The organism is Streptomyces sp. NBC_00448, from assembly GCF_036014115.1.
In the GTDB taxonomy this organism is placed as follows: Bacteria; Actinomycetota; Actinomycetes; order Streptomycetales; family Streptomycetaceae; genus Actinacidiphila.
Map to the genome: position 1 here is coordinate 3,458,400 of NZ_CP107913.1, position 15,805 is coordinate 3,474,204.

Here is a 15,805-nt window from a genome sequence, read left to right on the forward strand (position 1 = left end):
CCTGGCCGGCAGCAGCGCCTCGTCCTCCCTCCGACGACGACGGCCTTCCGCGATGCCACGCGGCCGCTGCGCCCAGCAGCTCATTTCGGCCGAGCCATCGGATGACCGCTGCTCGACCGCCGCCAACCACTCGCGGAACAAGGCGCGTTCGCCCTTCTTCCCCGCCCCCAGCATCCGTTCGCCCGGGCATCCGTCGGACGGCTCCCCTGTTCCGGACCGCCGCCACGCGGCCTCGCCCGCGCGGCGGACACCCAGCCGCCGCACGGCGATCTCCGGTCCACCGTCGACCGTGGAGCCCACGGCCTGCCCCCGCCGCTTCCCGCCGAGCCGCCTTTGATCCCCGCGTGGCCGGCATGACAACACCGAACTGCACACTCTTGTTCATTACACCCTCTCTTCAAGCAGAATCAATCATCTACACTGACCGAAGTACGCGCACGACACCCGCCCGCGCACCACCGCGCCCCGCCCTGCCCGAGGAGCCCGCATGGCCGCCCCATCCCTGACCACCACCGAGATCACCACCCAGCCCGACTGCTGGCAGCGCGCGGCCGACCTCGCCCCGGGGCAGTCCGGCAAACTGCCGGCCCGAGGCGAACGGGTCGCGGTCATCGGCTGCGGCACTTCCTGGTTCATGGCCCAGTCCTACGCCACCCTGCGCGAGAGCACCGGGCACGGCGAGACCGACGCCTTCGCCGCCTCCGAGTTCCCGCTCGGCCGCAACTACGACCGGGTGCTCGCGATCACCCGCTCCGGCACGACCACCGAAGTACTCAGGGCCTGCGAGCAGTTGCTCGGCTCCACTCCGGTCACCGCCATCACCGCCGACCCGAAGACCCCGGTGATGCAGGCCGCCGACGAGATCGTCGTCCTCGACTTCGCCGACGAGCAGTCCGTGGTGCAGACCCGCTTCGCCACCACTGCGCTGGCCCTGCTCCGCGCCCACCTCGGTGAGGACCTCACCACCGCGATCGCCGACGCCCGCACCGCCGTCAGCGACGAACTGGCACCCGAGGCACTCGCCGCCGAGCAGATCACCTTCCTCGGCACCGGTTGGACCTACGGCCTGGCCCAGGAGGCCGCGCTGAAGATGCGCGAGGCCGCCGGCGCCTGGACCGAGGCGTACCCGGCCATGGAGTACCGCCACGGCCCGATCAGCATCACCGGCCCCGGCCGCGTCGCCTGGTCCTTCGGCCCGCTGCCCGACGGCCTGGCCGCGAACGTCGCCGCCGTCGGCGGCCACCTCGAGCACCGGCCCGCCGCCGATCCTCTGGCCGACCTGATCCGCGCCCAGCGCCTCGCCGTCGCGATCGCCGAGGCCAAGGGATACGACCCTGACCGTCCGCGCAACCTGACCCGCTCGGTCATCCTCTCGTGAGTCCCATCACCACCCGCCTCCCTTCCACCGCTGACGATCCGTCCGATTCCGTCCGCACCCGCTCCGCACCTCCCGTCCGCCGCTCCCACGGCTGATCAACCCGCCCGAACCGTCGGCACGTTCCGTGCCGACCCACCGGTCCCCGCGCCGCCCAGGGGGACCCGGACCCCGAGGAAGCCCGCATGCCGACCGCCGCCACCGCCGAACTCGTCCTCGCCGCCCACGCGTCCGGTGGTGGCGTGGCCGCCTTCAACGTGATCACCCTGGAGCACGCCGAGGCGATCACCGCCGCCGCCGAGCAGACCGGCCTGCCCGTCATCCTCCAGATCAGCGAGAACGCCGTGAAGTTCCACAGCGGCCGCCTCGACGGTGTGCTCGCCGGCGCGGCTGCCGTCGCCGCAGCAGCATCCGTGCCCGTCTCCCTCCATCTGGACCACGTGGAGGACGAGGCGCTTCTCCGTGCCGGGGTCGCCGCCGGCGTGACCTCGGTGATGTTCGACGCGTCCGTCCTGCCCTACGAGCAGAACGTCAGCGCCACCGCCCGCATCACCGAGTTCGCCCACACCCACGGGGTGTGGGTGGAAGCCGAACTCGGCGAGGTCGGCGGCAAGGACGGTGCGCACGCCCCGGGAGTGCGCACCGACCCGGCGGAAGCGGCATCCTTCACCGCCGCCACTGGTGTGGACTCACTGGCCGTCGCGGTCGGCAGTTCGCACGCCATGACCGAGCGCACTGCCCACCTCGACCACGAACTCATCGGCCGGCTGCGCGAGTCCGTGGGCGTGCCGCTGGTCCTGCACGGCTCGTCCGGTGTGTCCGACGGCGAACTGCGGCGGGCGGTCGCCGCAGGAATGTCGAAGGTCAATATCGGCACGGCACTCAACATCGCCTTCACCACCGCCGTACGCGACCATCTCGCAGCCAACCCCACGGCGGTCGACCCGCGCCGCTACCTGCGCCCGGCACGCGACGCGATGACGGCCACCGCCGCCCACATGCTGCGAGTCGTGGCCGGCGAGCCCGAGCAGATGGACTGAAACGAACGAAGCGAGATCGTCCCGCACTCGAAGTCTCCCGCAACCTCGCCGACCCGAAACGATCCGCACCCGCGGTTGACTCGAACGAGTGACCGATAACAGTTCCGGTGCGATCAACAGTTCAGTCGTACCTGCCGTGACCTGGGAATTGTCACCGTTACGCGGGTTCCGTGTCACAGAAGATCAACAACCGCATGCGGTCGTCGCACCCCGTCGTTGACCGGACGAAGGTGCTGATCGACATCCCTGTCGCATGGAGGTTCTTCATGACCGATCGGACTCTGTGGTCGTACGCGGACATCGCAGCCCATATCCGCGTGCAGGTCGACACCGTGCGCTCCTACCGCAAACACGGGCACCTGCCGGACCCCGACGTGGTGCGGGGCGGGAAGCCCTTCTGGTACGCGGACACGATTCGGTCGTGGAGCGCCAGGCGCCCAGGCAACAGGGGACGCCGGGACCCCGGCTGAGCCCTACGGGACACCCGACCCGCGGCGGCAACAAGGACGTACCGCGCGTGGGCAGGGAAGAGGGCTGGGCGATGCGCCCCGGCCCGGACATGGCTACGTGCCGCGCCCGGTCAGCGGACAGGAACTGTCATCCGCGTCGTTGTCCGGGGGCGGCAGGGGGGAGGGCAGAATCTCCCTGCCCTCAGTCGGCACCGAGAGGGGCGGTGGTCGCTCGGGTGGGACGGGCACCGGGGAAGCCGCTGCGGCCGGTGCCGGGGGCGGGAGCGGGTTCGGCGCCAAGGTGCCGCCAGAACCACCGGCAACCGTCGCGACGCCGGCCGCACCGCCACCCACGCCGACCACGAGGGACGCCGCGACGACGGGCGAGGGCCGGGCGGTTTCACCGCGGCTGCGGTCCCGGCCGCGCGAGACCCACTGGACGATCGTGCCGACCCCCGCGACCAGCAGGGATATGCCGAGTCCCAGGGAGAGCGCGTAGAACGAGTTCGAGGCGGCCCGACCGCTGATGTATCCGGCCCCCACCGAATATGACGCCCACACCGCCTCCGCCACGCCCGCACCCATCGCGTACCGCCGAGCCGGATAGCGTACGACGCCCGCCGCCAGGCCGCCTATCACCCGGCCGCTGGGCAGGAAGCGGACACCTATGACGAAGGGCACTCCGTGTCGCTGAATGCGCAGGGCCGCCCATTTGAGGAGGGCCGCCTGGCGGGGCCGGCGGCGCATGCGTTGGAGTACCCGGCCGCTGAGCGCGCGTCCGGCGCGGTGCAGCAGCATGTCGCCGAGGACCGCGCTGCCCGCCACCACGAGAAGCACGAGGGCGATGTCCAGGCGGCCCTCAGCCGCCATCACACCGCCGGTGACGAGCAACACGGCGTTGGGTACGAGCGGCGGAGCCGTCGTCGCGGCCAGCAGCGCGTACGCCCAGAAGACGTTGCCACCCCGCAGGTGCTCGGCGAGACCTGAGGTGAAGTCCAATGACGACACGTTCAGTGCAACGTCCATATCACCGCCCCTCTTCCCACCCCCTGGGATCAACGCTGACAGCGGTTCCGGGGGCACGGCAAGCGGGTTTGGCGGTGTAGGGGCACTTCTCCGCCGATTCCCCGGAAATCTCATCCTCGGGGCGCAGCGGTCCTACTCCTGTGGGTGGAGACGCTCGGTGAGGTGGCGGGATCGAGTTGGTGCGAGGAGCAGACGCCGCCGCCGAACACACCCGGGCGCCGGGTACGAGGCGGGGCCAGGGGGCCGGGGCGCACCGGCCCGGTAGGACCCAGGGTCAGCGCCCGAGCAACTCGCCGCCGTTGCACTGGAGGATCTCCCCGGTGACGAAGCCCGCCTCCGGGGAGGCCAGGAAGAGCACTGCCGCCGCAACATCCGCAGGCCGCCCGACCCGGCCGACCAGGGTGCGCCCGGCCCGCCGGGTCAGCTCGGCGTCGTTGAGCCGCGACCCGAAGAACTCGGTACCCGCCACCGTCCCAGGAGCCACGATGTTGCACGTGACGCCCTGCGGACCGAGTTGGGCGGCCAGGGAGTGGTTCCAGGCGTGCAGAGCGGCCTTGGAGGCCCCGTAGGAGCCACCGCCGCGCAGTGCGGCGACCGAAGTCACCGTCACGACGCGGCCGCCGTCGGTGAAGCGGTCCCGCAACGACTCGGTGAGCAGTACCGCCGTCAGAACATTCCGCTCGAAGTCGCCACGCCAGCGCGCCAGCAGCCCGTGCGGGCCGGCGCCGACCGCGAGTTCACGGCTGCCCGCACTGTTGATCAGGACGTCGACCCGCTCGGGCAGTCGCGACAGGACTGCCTCCACGTCGTCGGGATCGGCCAGATCGCAGACGACGGGAGTGACATCCAGGCCGCGTTCGGTACGCAACTCGTCCGCGGCGGCGTGCAGGACCTCGCGGCGGCGGCCGACGATCGTGACGCGGTGGCCGTCCTCCGCGAACCGGATCGCGATGGCCAGGCCGATGCCCGTGCCGCCACCGGTCACCACGATGTCCCGGACCGCTGTCCCGTTCTCTGCCATGTGCTCCGCCCCTCGAGGAGAAACAGCACGCTACGGGATCGCGCTGGACCGGCAGCGCGCGGGGTAGCCTGCGAAAACACCTTCACCAAAGAGACGTAGATCACACCACTTGGAACGTAACCATTACGGTGTTTCGTGGGTCTTATGTCTTGAACACCGGCCCCCGGCGGAGCCGGTGCGGGGGGTTGAGGTACGGTCCGTCTTGGGGGATGGATCGAGTTGCGTCGCCGGGGCGACGCCGGGGAGCTTGAGCGGCCCTCCCGGCCCTATCGTCCCGGCTTGGCGCAGCCGCCGAAAAACGCCCGGTACGGACCCGTGGGGGGATCCGCTCCGGGAAACGGGAGCGCCCCGTGCCGGACCCGTGGGGGGATCCGTCGCGGGGCGCTCTCTTTGTGCGTGTGCCCAGGTCAGCGGGCCTCGACCGGGATGTAGTCGCGGGTGACGACACCGGTGTAGATCTGCCGCGGCCGACCGATGCGGGAGCCGGGCTCCTTGATCATCTCGTGCCACTGGGCGATCCAGCCGGGCAGCCGCCCGAGCGCGAACAGCACGGTGAACATGCTGGTCGGGAAGCCCATCGCCCGGTAGATCAGGCCGGTGTAGAAGTCCACGTTCGGGTAGAGCTTGCGCGACACGAAGTAGTCGTCGCTGAGCGCGTGCTCTTCCAGCTTGAGCGCGATGTCCAGCAGTTCGTCGGACTTCCCGAGCGCCGAGAGGACGTCGTGCGCCGCCGCCTTGATGATCTTCGCCCGGGGGTCGAAGTTCTTGTAGACGCGGTGCCCGAAGCCCATCAGCTTCACGCCGTCTTCCTTGTTCTTCACCCGGCGGATGAAGGAGTCGACGTCGCCGCCCTCGGCCTTGATGCGCTCCAGCATCTCCAGCACCGACTGGTTCGCGCCACCGTGCAGCGGTCCCCACAGCGCGCTGATGCCGGCGGAGATCGACGCGAACAGGTTGGCCTGCGAGGAGCCGACCAGCCGGACCGTGGACGTCGAGCAGTTCTGCTCGTGGTCGGCATGGAGGATGAGCAGCTTGTCCAGGGCGCTGACCACGACCGGGTCGAGTTCGTACTCCTCGGCCGGGACAGAGAAGGTCATCCGCAGGAAGTTCTCGACGTAGCCCAGGTCGTTGCGCGGGTAGACCACCGGCTGGCCGACGGACTTCTTGTACGCGTACGCCGCGATGGTCGGCAGCTTGGCGAGCAGCCGGATCGTGGACAGGTCGCGCTGCTCGGGGTCGAACGGGTTGTGGCTGTCCTGGTAGAACGTCGACAGCGCGCTGACCACGGAGGACAGCATCGCCATCGGGTGGGCGTCCTTGGGGAAGCCGTCATAGAACCGTTTGACGTCCTCGTGCAGCAGGGTGTGCTGGGTGATCTGGCCCTGGAACTCCGAGAGCTGGTCCACAGTCGGCAGCTCACCGTTGATCAGCAGGTACGCGGTCTCCAGGAAGGAACCGCGTTCGGCGATCTGCTCGATCGGATACCCGCGGTAACGCAGGATGCCCTGCTCACCGTCGAGGAAGGTGATCGCGGACTTGTACGCCGCGGTGTTGCCGTAGCCGCTGTCCAGGGTGACCAGCCCGGTGTCGGCACGCAGCTTGCCGATGTCGAAGCCCTTGTCGCCGACGGTGCTGTCCACAACGGGGTAGCTGTATTCGCCGTCCCCGTACCGCAGTACTACAGAGTTGTCGCTCACGTCATTCCCTCACCGACGGTTTTGCCTCTTCTTCGAGGTGCCCTGACTAGGTCCACTGTCCCCCATTTGGCACTGGGGTGTGCACTCGGGGTCGGCCATCGGGCCGAAAAGTGGCACGGAGTGCCTATTTTGCGCCCAGATCAAGCCGATGGTCGAGAGCGGTGAAGCGGCGACCCGCAGAGACCGTGCGCACCGCCTGCCCGATCGCACGACGGGAGCCCACCAGCACGACCAGGCGTTTCGCCCGGGTGACGGCGGTGTAAAGCAGGTTGCGCTGGAGCATCATCCAGGCGCCGGTAGTGACGGGGATCACTACCGCCGGATACTCGCTGCCCTGCGAACGGTGGATCGTGACCGCGTAGGCATGCGTCAACTCGTCCAGCTCGTCGAAGTCGTAGCCGATCTCTTCGTCCTCGTCGGTCCGCACCGTCAGTCGCTGCTCGACCACGTCGAGGCTGGTGACGACCCCCACGGTGCCGTTGAAAACGCCGTTGGCGCCCTTGTCGTAGTTGTTTCTGATCTGGGTGACCTTGTCACCGACCCGGAAGGTACGCCCGCCGAACCGGCGCTCGGCCACATCAGGGCGGGCCGGCGTGACGGCCTGCTGGAGCAGTCCGTTGAGCACGCCCGCGCCGGCCGGGCCGCGGTGCATGGGGGTGAGCACCTGGACGTCGCGGCGCGGGTCGAGACCGAACCTGGCCGGAATTCGCCGGGCCACCACGTCCACTGTCAGCCTGGCCGCCTCCTCCGAGTCCTCTTCGGCGAAGAGGAAGAAATCGGCCAGCCCCTGGGTGACCGGTGGCACCCCCGAGTTGATCCGGTGCGCGTTCGTCACCACACCGGACTGCTGGGCCTGGCGGAAGATACGGGTGAGCCGCACCGCAGGGACCGGCCCGCCCGGTGTCAGCAGATCCCGCAGCACCTCCCCCGCACCCACGCTCGGCAACTGGTCCACATCGCCGACGAACAGCAGGTGTGCCCCCGGGGGAACCGCCTTCACCAGCTTGTTCGCCAACAGCAGGTCCAGCATCGACGCCTCGTCGACCACCACCAGGTCCGCGTCGAGCGGCCGGTCGCGGTCGTAGGCCGCGTCGCCGCCCGGCTTGAGTTCCAGCAGGCGGTGCACGGTCGACGCGGCGGCTCCGGTCAGCTCGGCGAGCCGCTTGGCAGCCCGGCCGGTGGGCGCGGCAAGCACCACCTTGGCCTTCTTGGCCGTGGCGAGGGCGACCACGGAGCGCACCGTGAACGACTTGCCGCAGCCCGGACCGCCGGTGAGCACCGCCACTTTCTGCGTGAGCGCCAGCCGCACCGCTTCCTGCTGCTCGGGGGCGAGGTCCGCGCCGGTCTTGTCAGCGAGCCAGGCCAGCGCCTTGTCCCAGGCCACGTCCTGGAAGGCCGGCATACGGTCCTCCGGGCCGCGCAGCAGCCGCAGCACCTGGGCGGCGAGCGCTATCTCCGCGCGATGGAACGGCACCAGGTACACCGCTTTGATCGGTTCGCCGTCGCCGTCGGGCGACGGCACGCGCTCACGCACCACCCCCTCCTCGTCGGCCAACTCCCCCAGGCACTCGATCACCAAGCCGATGTCCACCTGGAGCAGCTTCACCGCATCGGCTATCAGCCGCTCCTCGGGCAGGAAGCAGTTGCCGCCGTCGGTGGCCTGCGAAAGGGCGTACTGAAGACCGGCCTTGATCCGCTCAGGGCTGTCGTGCGGGATGCCCACCGCCTGGGCGAGCCGGTCCGCGGTCAGGAACCCGATGCCCCACACCTCGGAGGCAAGACGATACGGCTGGTTCTTCACCACGGAGATCGAGGCGTCGCCGTAACTCTTGTAGATCCGCACGGCGATCGACGTGGACACCCCCACGCCCTGGAGGAACACCATCACCTCCTTGATCGCCTTCTGTTCCTCCCACGCGACGGCGATCAACTTCGTCCGCTTCGGCCCGAGTCCCGGCACCTCGACCAGGCGGGTGGCCTCGGTCTCGATGACCTCCAGGGTGTCGGTACCGAAGTGATCCACGATGCGCTCGGCGATGCGCGGCCCGATCCCCTTGATCAGCCCCGAGCCGAGGTAGCGGCGGATGCCCTGGATCGTGGCCGGCAGGACCGTCGTGTAGTTCTCCACGGTGAACTGCTTGCCGTACTGCGGGTGGGAGCCCCAACGGCCGTGCATCCGCAGGGACTCGCCGGGCTGTGCACCGAGCAGGGCACCGACCACCGTGAGGAGATCGCCGGCACCGCGGCCGGTGTCGACGCGCGCGACCGTGTAGCCGTTGTCCTCGTTGGCGTACGTGATCCGCTCGAGGACGCCCTCCAGGACCGAAAAGTGCGGCGCCTCACCCATCTGCGGGCTCCCTTCGGGCCGGTCGGTGATCTGCTCCGAAGGTACTCGCAGTGACCGACACCGCGTCGTCGGTCACCCGTGCGGCTGTGGACAACACCGACGGCAAGCAGGGACAAGCGGAGAGGGGCCCGGCCGAAGCCGGACCCCTCTTCCCTCCCCCTGTACTCCCGAAGCCCCCCTCGGGCGTACCAGCCGGGCTCCTTGAACCCCCTCCAGGAGCCCCGATGCCATGTACGACACGCCAGGTGGAGGAAGGGTTGTACCGCGGTCGACAAAATTCCAAGATCTTCTCAGAGCACGTGCTGCCGGTACCTTTCCGCGACCTCCGCAAGCACCTCCGTGCCCTTCCTGGCCCACAACGCGGGGTTGAAGATCTCCACCTCCACCTGTCCCCGGTACCCGGCCTCGTCGACTCGCGCGCGGAATCCCCGCAGATCGACACAGCCGTCACCGAGCTGTCCGCGCCCGAGCAACACCCCTTCCGGCAGCGGCGTCACCCAGTCCGCGACCTGGAAGCACGCGATCCGGCCGCCCGCACCGGCCCGGGCGATCCCCGCCTCCGCACGGTCGTCCCACCACAGGTGGTAGGTGTCCACCACGACGCCGACGTGTTCGGGCGCGAAACGCTCCGCGATGTCCAGGGCCTGGCCCAGGGTCGAGACCACGCAGCGATCCGAGGCGAACATCGGGTGCAAGGGCTCGATCGCCAGCCGCACACCACGTTCCGCCGCGTACGGCACGAGCGCGCCGATCACGTCCGCGACCCGCTCCCTGGCGGCGGCGATGTCGCGATCGCCCTCGGGCAGACCTCCGGAGACCAGCACCAGGGTGCCGGTGCCGAGCACGGCTGCCTCGTCGATCGCCGCACGGTTGTCGTCCAGCGCCTCGGCCCGCCGTGCCGGGTCGGACGCACTGAAGAAGCCGCCGCGGCACAGCGAGGTGACGTTGATCCCGTGGTCGCTCATCAGCGCGGCCGCGTCCCGCACGCCGTACTCCTGGACCGGAGCGCGCCACAGCCCGACCGACGTGATGCCGAGAGCCGCACAGCCCTCGGCGAGTTCGGGCAGTGACCACTGCTTGAGGGTCTCCTGGTTGATGCTGAGGCGCTCAAGGCCCTGTGCGGCGGCCTGGGTCTCGGTCATGCGTCCACTCCGTATACGGCCAACAGCCCGCGCATCCGGGCTTCGGCGAGTGCGGGGTCGGGGAACAGCCCGACCCGGTCGGCGAGTTCGTACGCCCGCGCGAGGTGCGGGAGGGAGCGTGCGGACTGGAGGCCGCCGACCATGGTGAAGTGCTCCTGGTGCCCCGCCAGCCAGGCGAGCAGGACCACACCGGTCTTGTAGAAGCGGGTGGGCGCCTCGAAGAGGTGCCGCGACAGGCCGACGGTCGGGTCCAGCAGCCCGCGGAACCCGGCCGCGTCCCCCGTGTCCAGTGCGCTGACCGCGGCGGCAGCCAGCGGTGCGAGCGGGTCGAAGATGCCGAGCAGGGCGTGGCTGAAGCCCTCGTCGTCGCCCTCGATCAGCTCCGGGTAGTTGAAGTCGTCGCCGGTGTAGCAGCGCACTCCTTCCGGCAGGCGGCGGCGCAGCGCGACCTCGCGGTCCGCGTCGAGCAGCGAGATCTTGATGCCGTCGACCTTGTCCGGATGGGCGGTGATCACCTCCAGGAACGTCTCGGTCGCGGCGTCGAGGTCGTCGCTCCCCCAGTAGCCGGCGAGCGCGGGGTCGAACATCGGGCCGAGCCAGTGCAGGATCACCGGTTCCACGGACTGCCGCAGCAGGTGCCCGTAGACCTCCAGGTAGTCGTCCGGCCCCTTGGCGACGGCGGCCAGGGCGCGCGAGGCCATGAGGATGGCCTGCGAGCCGGCCGCTTCCACCACCGCCAGCTGCTCCTCGTAGGCAGCCGTGACCTCGGCCAGGGTCACCTCGGAGGCGGCAGGACCGGCGAGTTGGTCGGTGCCGACACCGCAGGCGATCCGGCCGCCCACCCCACGCGCCTCGGCGGACGATCGGCGGATCAGCTCCGCCGCGACCGGCCAGTCCAGGCCCATCCCGCGCTGTGCGGTATCCATCGCCTCGGCCACCCCGAGCCCATGGCTCCACAGGTGGCGGCGGAACGCGAGGGTCGCGTCCCAGTCGACGGCCGCGGGTGCGTCGGCGGCGGTGCGCAGCGGGTCGGCGACGACATGGGCCGCCGAGTACACCACCCTGCTGCGCAGCGGCAGGCCGGCGGAGTGGACGACCGACCCCGTCCTGGGCTGGTAGGCGCGTGGTTCACCCGACACGTCGGGCAGCAGGATGGTCACAGCGACAGCTCCGGGACCTCGAAGCGGCGTCCTTCCGCGGAGGACTTCAGGCCGAGTTCGGCGAGTTGCACGCCTCGGGCGCCGGCCAGCAGGTCCCACCGCCACGGCTCGTCAAGCACCACGTGGCGCAGGAAGAGCTCCCACTGGGCCTTGAAGCCGTTGTCGAAGTCGGCGTTGTCGGGCACTTCCTGCCACTGGTCGCGGAAGGACTCCGTGGCGGGCAGGTCGGGGTTCCAGACCGGCTTGGGGGTGGCCGAGCGGTGCTGGGCGCGGCAGTTGCGCAGACCTGCGACGGCGGAGCCATGGGTGCCGTCCACCTGGAACTCGACGAGTTCGTCCCGGTTGACCCGCACCGCCCAGGAGGAGTTGATCTGCGCGATCGCACCGCCCTCCAGCTCGAAGACGCCGTAGGCGGCGTCGTCCGCGGTGGCGTCGTAGGGCTTGCCCTGCTCGTCCCAGCGCTGCGGGATGTGCGTGGTGGCGAGCGCCTGCACACTGCGCACCCGGCCGAACAACTCGTGCAGCACGTAGTCCCAGTGCGGGAACATGTCCGCCACGATGCCGCCGCCGTCCTCGGTGCGGTAGTTCCACGACGGACGCTGTGCGCTCTGCCAGTCGCCCTCGAAGACCCAGTAGCCGAACTCACCGCGGACGGAGAGGATCTGGCCGAAGAAGCCGCCCTCGACCAGGCGTCGGAGCTTGCGCAGGCCGGGCAGGAAGAGCTTGTCCTGCACCACTCCGTGCTTGACGCCGGCCTCGTTGGCGAGCCTGGCGAGTTCAAGGGCCCCCGCCAGCGTGGTGCTGGTCGGCTTTTCGCAGTAGATGTGTTTGCCCGCCGCGATGGCCTGCTTGACGGCCTCCTCACGGGCGGAGGTCACCTGCGCGTCGAAGTAGATCTCGACCGAGGGGTCGGTGAGCACGGCGTCGAGGTCGGTGGTCCAGTGCTCGATGCCGTGCTGCTCGGCGATCGCGCGCAGTGCGTGCTCTCGGCGGCCGACCAGGATCGGCTCAGGCCACAGAACGGTGCCGTCGCCGAGGTCGAGGCCGCCCTGCTCGCGCAGACTGAGGATGGATCGGACCAGGTGCTGCCGATAGCCCATGCGTCCGGTGACGCCGTTCATGGCGATCCGCACGGTCTTGCGTGTCATGGGGGCCTCTCCTGAGCGGTTGGGGGTGGGGCGCGAAGGCCGGCTGTGAGGTGCTCACGTATAGCAAGCGCTTTCTTCCGCGTCACGCTAGCTTGCAAGGGTGGCGATGGACAACCCTCTCCCGGATGCGAATGTAAGCGCTTGCTGGCATGGTGGACCATTCGAGGACGGTGCCGCTGCCGCGCGCGCCATCGAGGTGAGAGCATGTGCCGCGGTGGTCGGCGGCCGTACGACGCCGGTCCGGGTGGTCACGATCCCGGCCGCCGCACAAGGAGGTCAGGACCGATATGGCAGTGACACTGGCCGACGTCGCGGCGCGCGCGGGAGTGTCGTCGGCGACCGTCTCCCGGGTGCTCAACGGAAACTACCCTGTGGCCGGCAGCACCCGGGAACGGGTGCGGCGGGCCGTGGCGGAGCTGGACTACGTCGTCAACGGGCAGGCGAGGGCACTCGCGGCGGCCAGCTCCGATCTCGTCGGCGTCCTCGTCAACGACGTGGCAGACCCCTTCTTCGGCCTGATCGCCAGCGCCCTGCAGCGCGAGATCGCCGCCGGTCCCGGCAACCCTCCGAGCGGCGGCAAGCTCGCGGTCGTCTGCAACACCGGTGGATCGCCCGAGTCCGAACTCACCTATCTCACCCTGCTCGAGCGCCAGCGCGCCGCCGGCGTGGTGCTGACCGGCGGCGCGGTCGAGGATGAGCGACACACCGCCGCGGTGGCCACCCGGCTGGCCCGGCTGGCGTCTTCCGGCACCCGGATCGTTCTGTGCGGTCGCCCCCCGCTGCCCGAAACCGCGCCGGGCATCATGACCATCGCCTTCGACAACCGCGGCGGGGCGCGGCGACTGACCGAGCACCTGCTGTCACTGGGGCACCGCCGGATCGGCTGCGTCGCCGGCCCGGTCGAGCGCAGCACGACACGGCACCGGCTCGAAGGCCACCGCGCGGCGCTCGCCGCTTACGGGCTCGCGTCGCAGACCTGGAACGGGGAAGACCCCGGCGAGATCCCGGGCCAACCCGTCGTACACGGCGGATACGACCGCTCCTCCGGTTACGACGGCGCGCTGGAGCTCCTGCGCAAGGACCCCACGGTGACCGCGATCGTGGCCGCCAACGACACGGCGGCGCTCGGGGTGTGCGCCGCCCTGCGCGAGCGCGGGCTGAGCGTCCCCGGCGACATTTCGGTGGCGGGTTTCGACGACCTGCCGTTCTCTGCGGACGCCTCGCCGGCGCTGACCACGGTCCGCATCCCGCTCCATGAGGCCGGCGCGCGGGCCGGCCGGCTGGTACTGGGGCGGTCGGCCCCGCCGCCCGGCTCGGTGGCCACCGTGACCACCGAGCTGATGGTCCGCAGCTCCACCGCGCCGCCGGCGGGCACCGCTCGCTGAAAGTTATCCACAGGCTGGAAAAAGGGACTTCCGCACAGCCTCGGCACGGACATACCTTTGACTCAGGCAAAGGAATTAAGGAAGGCCGAGGTCGTCATGGCAGTTCAGGAGATCCGCGAGTTCAACCGCTTCTACACCAACCTCATCGGCGCGCTTGACTACAGCCGCCACCTGCACACACCGTTCACGCTCACCGAGGCTCGCGTGCTGTACGAACTCGCGCACGCGCGGCGCACCGACGCCGCTGACCTGCGGATGGAGTTGTCGCTCGACGCGGGCCATCTCAGCCGGATGCTGTCGAAGTTCGAGGAGCGGCAGCTCGTCACCCGCAGGCCCTCCGAGCAGGACGCGAGAAGGCAGCGGATAGAGCTGACCGCGCGGGGGAAGGAAGCGGCCTCGCTGCTGGAGGAGCGCTCCCAGGAGGCCGTGGGCTCCCTGGTCGGCCGGATAGCTCCGGAGGACCGGCCACGGCTGACCGATGCGATGAGCACGGTCCGCGAGATCCTGCACGACGACCACCGGATCACCACCGGCCCGCGCGTGACCCTTCGCGGGCCCCGCCCAGGCGATCTTGGGTGGGCGATCGAGCGCAACGCCGCGGTGTACGCGACGGAGTACGGCTGGGACGAGGACTACGAAACCCTCGTCGCGCGCATCGTCGCGGACTACGCATCGGACCATGATCCGCAGCGCGAGGCGATGTGGGTGGCCGAACTCGACGGCGACCGGGCGGGATGCGTGTTCTGCATGCGGGACGACGCGCCCGATACCGCGCGGCTGCGACTGCTGCTGGTCGATCCGGCAGCCCGCGGCCACGGGATAGGTGGGCGGTTGGTGGACACGTGCATCGCCTTCGCCCGCCAGGCCGCCTACACCGAACTCGTCCTGTGGACCAATGACGTGCTGGCCGGCGCCCGAAGGATCTACGAGCGGGCCGGGTTCGAACTGGTCGCACAGAAACCGCACCACAGCTTCGGCCGGGAGCTGATGGGCCAGGACTGGCGTCTGTCCCTGTAGCCGAATCCGGAAGCCGCTCCGAAGCCGAAGCCACAGCCGAAAGGAGGTCGTATCAGGCATGATGCGCAGGCGGTACGGCGGCTCAGGGATACCTGACCCCGGTTGACCGCGGGCGGGCCCGTGCCTAGTGTCCGGCGAATGAAACTCGCCTTCTCCACCCTCGGACTTCCCGCGTTGCCCATCGAGCAGGTCGTGCGGCTCGCGGCAGAGCACGGCTACCACGGCGTCGAGTTGCGCGCGAGCGAGGAGGAACCGGTCCACCCGGGGATTTCCGCAGGTGAACGTGCCCGTGTGGTCGAGCAGTTCGCGGCGGCCGACATCGCTGTCCTCACTGTCGCCGCCTACGCGAAAATGGCGGCACCCGGCGAGGACGGTCCGGTGCTGGCCGAGGTAGAGGCCGCGGTGGACCTGGCCGCGGACCTGGGCGCGTCCTTCGTCCGGGTCTTTCCGGGCGGCGGCGACCTGGCCGCTGCCGAGGCGGACGCCCTCGCAGAACGGCGGTTGGCCGCGGTGGCGCCGCTGGCGGCCGACCGAGGGGTCCGAGTGCTGCTGGAGACACACGACTCGCACCGGTCCGGCGCCGACGTGGCGAGGGTGTTGGGCACCGTCGGGCACCACGCCGTGGGCGCGATCTGGGACGTGATGCACACGTGGCTCGCCGGGGAGCAGCCGTCCTCGACGTACCCGGCGCTGGCGCCCTACCTGGGCTATGTGCAGGTCAAGGACATCGCCTCGACGGAGGATCGTACGCCGCTGCCGCTCGGAAAGGGGGCGCTGCCGCTGGCCGAGACGGTCGAGGTGCTCAGCCGCGCCGAGTGGGACGGCTGGCTGTGCTGGGAGTACGAGAAGAGGTGGTATCCGCAAGCGGAGGAGTTGCCGGATCTGCTGGAGGCCGGGCGAGAGCATCTGGTTCGGCTTCTGTCGGAGTCAGCCTGAGCGGCCCGAGGAGTACGGGCGCGCTGGAGCGCCGGGCGGCGATGGGCCCGGCCCGGACGGGC

13 protein-coding genes are annotated in these 15,805 nt (G+C 70.1%); 6 read left to right on the forward strand and 7 right to left on the reverse strand.

Features of this window, described 5'->3' with window-relative positions:
* Nucleotides 1–487 precede the first annotated feature (487 nt).
* The 3 genes from OG370_RS14590 to OG370_RS14600 all read left to right on the forward strand — a co-directional run bounded on the left by OG370_RS14590 (nt 488) and on the right by OG370_RS14600 (nt 2,885).
* Nucleotides 488–1,378, forward strand: a complete 891-nt coding sequence (locus OG370_RS14590) for an SIS domain-containing protein (RefSeq protein WP_328464316.1) — start codon at nt 488–490, stop codon at nt 1,376–1,378.
* 182 nt (nt 1,379–1,560) lie between these two features.
* The gene (locus OG370_RS14595; RefSeq protein WP_328464318.1) at nt 1,561–2,415 is read left to right on the forward strand and encodes a class II fructose-bisphosphate aldolase; all 855 of its coding nucleotides are present in this window, start codon (nt 1,561–1,563) and stop codon (nt 2,413–2,415) included.
* 266 nt (nt 2,416–2,681) lie between these two features.
* Nucleotides 2,682–2,885 carry a MarR family transcriptional regulator gene (locus OG370_RS14600; RefSeq protein WP_328464320.1) on the forward strand — a complete coding sequence of 68 codons (204 nt, stop codon included), beginning with the start codon at nt 2,682–2,684 and terminating at the stop codon, nt 2,883–2,885.
* Nucleotides 2,886–2,978: 93 nt separating this feature from the next.
* Here OG370_RS14600 and OG370_RS14605 read toward each other — a convergent pair whose 3' ends face one another.
* From OG370_RS14605 to OG370_RS14635, 7 genes are all read right to left on the reverse strand, one after another.
* Nucleotides 2,979–3,890, reverse strand: a complete 912-nt coding sequence (locus OG370_RS14605) for a DedA family protein (RefSeq protein ID WP_328464322.1) — start codon at nt 3,888–3,890, stop codon at nt 2,979–2,981.
* 274 nt (nt 3,891–4,164) lie between these two features.
* On the reverse strand, nt 4,165–4,911 hold the full coding sequence (locus OG370_RS14610; protein WP_328464324.1) for an SDR family NAD(P)-dependent oxidoreductase: 747 nt from the start codon (nt 4,909–4,911) through the stop codon (nt 4,165–4,167).
* Nucleotides 4,912–5,318: 407 nt separating this feature from the next.
* Nucleotides 5,319–6,608: a citrate synthase gene (locus OG370_RS14615; RefSeq protein ID WP_328464326.1), complete on the reverse strand. Its 1,290-nt coding sequence runs from the start codon at nt 6,606–6,608 to the stop codon at nt 5,319–5,321.
* Nucleotides 6,609–6,732: 124 nt separating this feature from the next.
* A complete protein-coding gene (gene recD2 / locus OG370_RS14620; protein ID WP_328464328.1) occupies nt 6,733–8,955 on the reverse strand; it encodes an SF1B family DNA helicase RecD2 in 2,223 nt (740 codons plus the stop codon).
* A gap of 290 nt (nt 8,956–9,245) precedes the next feature.
* Entirely contained in the window at nt 9,246–10,097 is an 852-nt protein-coding gene (locus OG370_RS14625) for a sugar phosphate isomerase/epimerase family protein (RefSeq protein WP_328464330.1), read from the reverse strand.
* On the reverse strand, nt 10,094–11,257 hold the full coding sequence (locus tag OG370_RS14630; protein WP_328464332.1) for a dihydrodipicolinate synthase family protein: 1,164 nt from the start codon (nt 11,255–11,257) through the stop codon (nt 10,094–10,096). Before OG370_RS14630 ends, OG370_RS14625 begins: the two co-directional genes overlap by 4 nt.
* On the reverse strand, nt 11,254–12,405 hold the full coding sequence (locus OG370_RS14635) for a Gfo/Idh/MocA family protein (protein ID WP_328464334.1): 1,152 nt from the start codon (nt 12,403–12,405) through the stop codon (nt 11,254–11,256). Before OG370_RS14635 ends, OG370_RS14630 begins: the two co-directional genes overlap by 4 nt.
* Before the next feature lie 287 nt (nt 12,406–12,692).
* Here OG370_RS14635 and OG370_RS14640 point away from each other — a divergent pair, with 287 nt between their 5' ends.
* The 3 genes from OG370_RS14640 (at nt 12,693) to OG370_RS14650 (ending at nt 15,743) form a co-directional block, all read left to right on the forward strand.
* Nucleotides 12,693–13,790 carry a LacI family DNA-binding transcriptional regulator gene (locus OG370_RS14640; protein ID WP_328464336.1) on the forward strand — a complete coding sequence of 366 codons (1,098 nt, stop codon included), beginning with the start codon at nt 12,693–12,695 and terminating at the stop codon, nt 13,788–13,790.
* 96 nt (nt 13,791–13,886) lie between these two features.
* The gene (locus tag OG370_RS14645; protein WP_328464338.1) at nt 13,887–14,807 is read left to right on the forward strand and encodes a bifunctional helix-turn-helix transcriptional regulator/GNAT family N-acetyltransferase; all 921 of its coding nucleotides are present in this window, start codon (nt 13,887–13,889) and stop codon (nt 14,805–14,807) included.
* Nucleotides 14,808–14,945: 138 nt separating this feature from the next.
* The gene (locus OG370_RS14650; RefSeq protein ID WP_328464340.1) at nt 14,946–15,743 is read left to right on the forward strand and encodes a sugar phosphate isomerase/epimerase family protein; all 798 of its coding nucleotides are present in this window, start codon (nt 14,946–14,948) and stop codon (nt 15,741–15,743) included.
* The last annotated feature ends 62 nt before the right edge of the window (nt 15,744–15,805 follow it).

Coding starts and splice junctions, on each gene's coding strand:
- OG370_RS14590 (WP_328464316.1), top strand. CDS start 488: ATGGCCGCCCCATCCCTGACCACCACCGAGATCACCACCCAGCCCGAC.
- OG370_RS14595 (WP_328464318.1), top strand. CDS start 1,561: ATGCCGACCGCCGCCACCGCCGAACTCGTCCTCGCCGCCCACGCGTCC.
- OG370_RS14600 (WP_328464320.1), top strand. CDS start 2,682: ATGACCGATCGGACTCTGTGGTCGTACGCGGACATCGCAGCCCATATC.
- OG370_RS14605 (WP_328464322.1), bottom strand. CDS start 3,890: ATGGACGTTGCACTGAACGTGTCGTCATTGGACTTCACCTCAGGTCTC.
- OG370_RS14610 (WP_328464324.1), bottom strand. CDS start 4,911: ATGGCAGAGAACGGGACAGCGGTCCGGGACATCGTGGTGACCGGTGGC.
- recD2 (WP_328464328.1), bottom strand. CDS start 8,955: ATGGGTGAGGCGCCGCACTTTTCGGTCCTGGAGGGCGTCCTCGAGCGG.
- OG370_RS14625 (WP_328464330.1), bottom strand. CDS start 10,097: ATGACCGAGACCCAGGCCGCCGCACAGGGCCTTGAGCGCCTCAGCATC.
- OG370_RS14635 (WP_328464334.1), bottom strand. CDS start 12,405: ATGACACGCAAGACCGTGCGGATCGCCATGAACGGCGTCACCGGACGC.
- OG370_RS14640 (WP_328464336.1), top strand. CDS start 12,693: ATGGCAGTGACACTGGCCGACGTCGCGGCGCGCGCGGGAGTGTCGTCG.
- OG370_RS14645 (WP_328464338.1), top strand. CDS start 13,887: ATGGCAGTTCAGGAGATCCGCGAGTTCAACCGCTTCTACACCAACCTC.
- OG370_RS14650 (WP_328464340.1), top strand. CDS start 14,946: ATGAAACTCGCCTTCTCCACCCTCGGACTTCCCGCGTTGCCCATCGAG.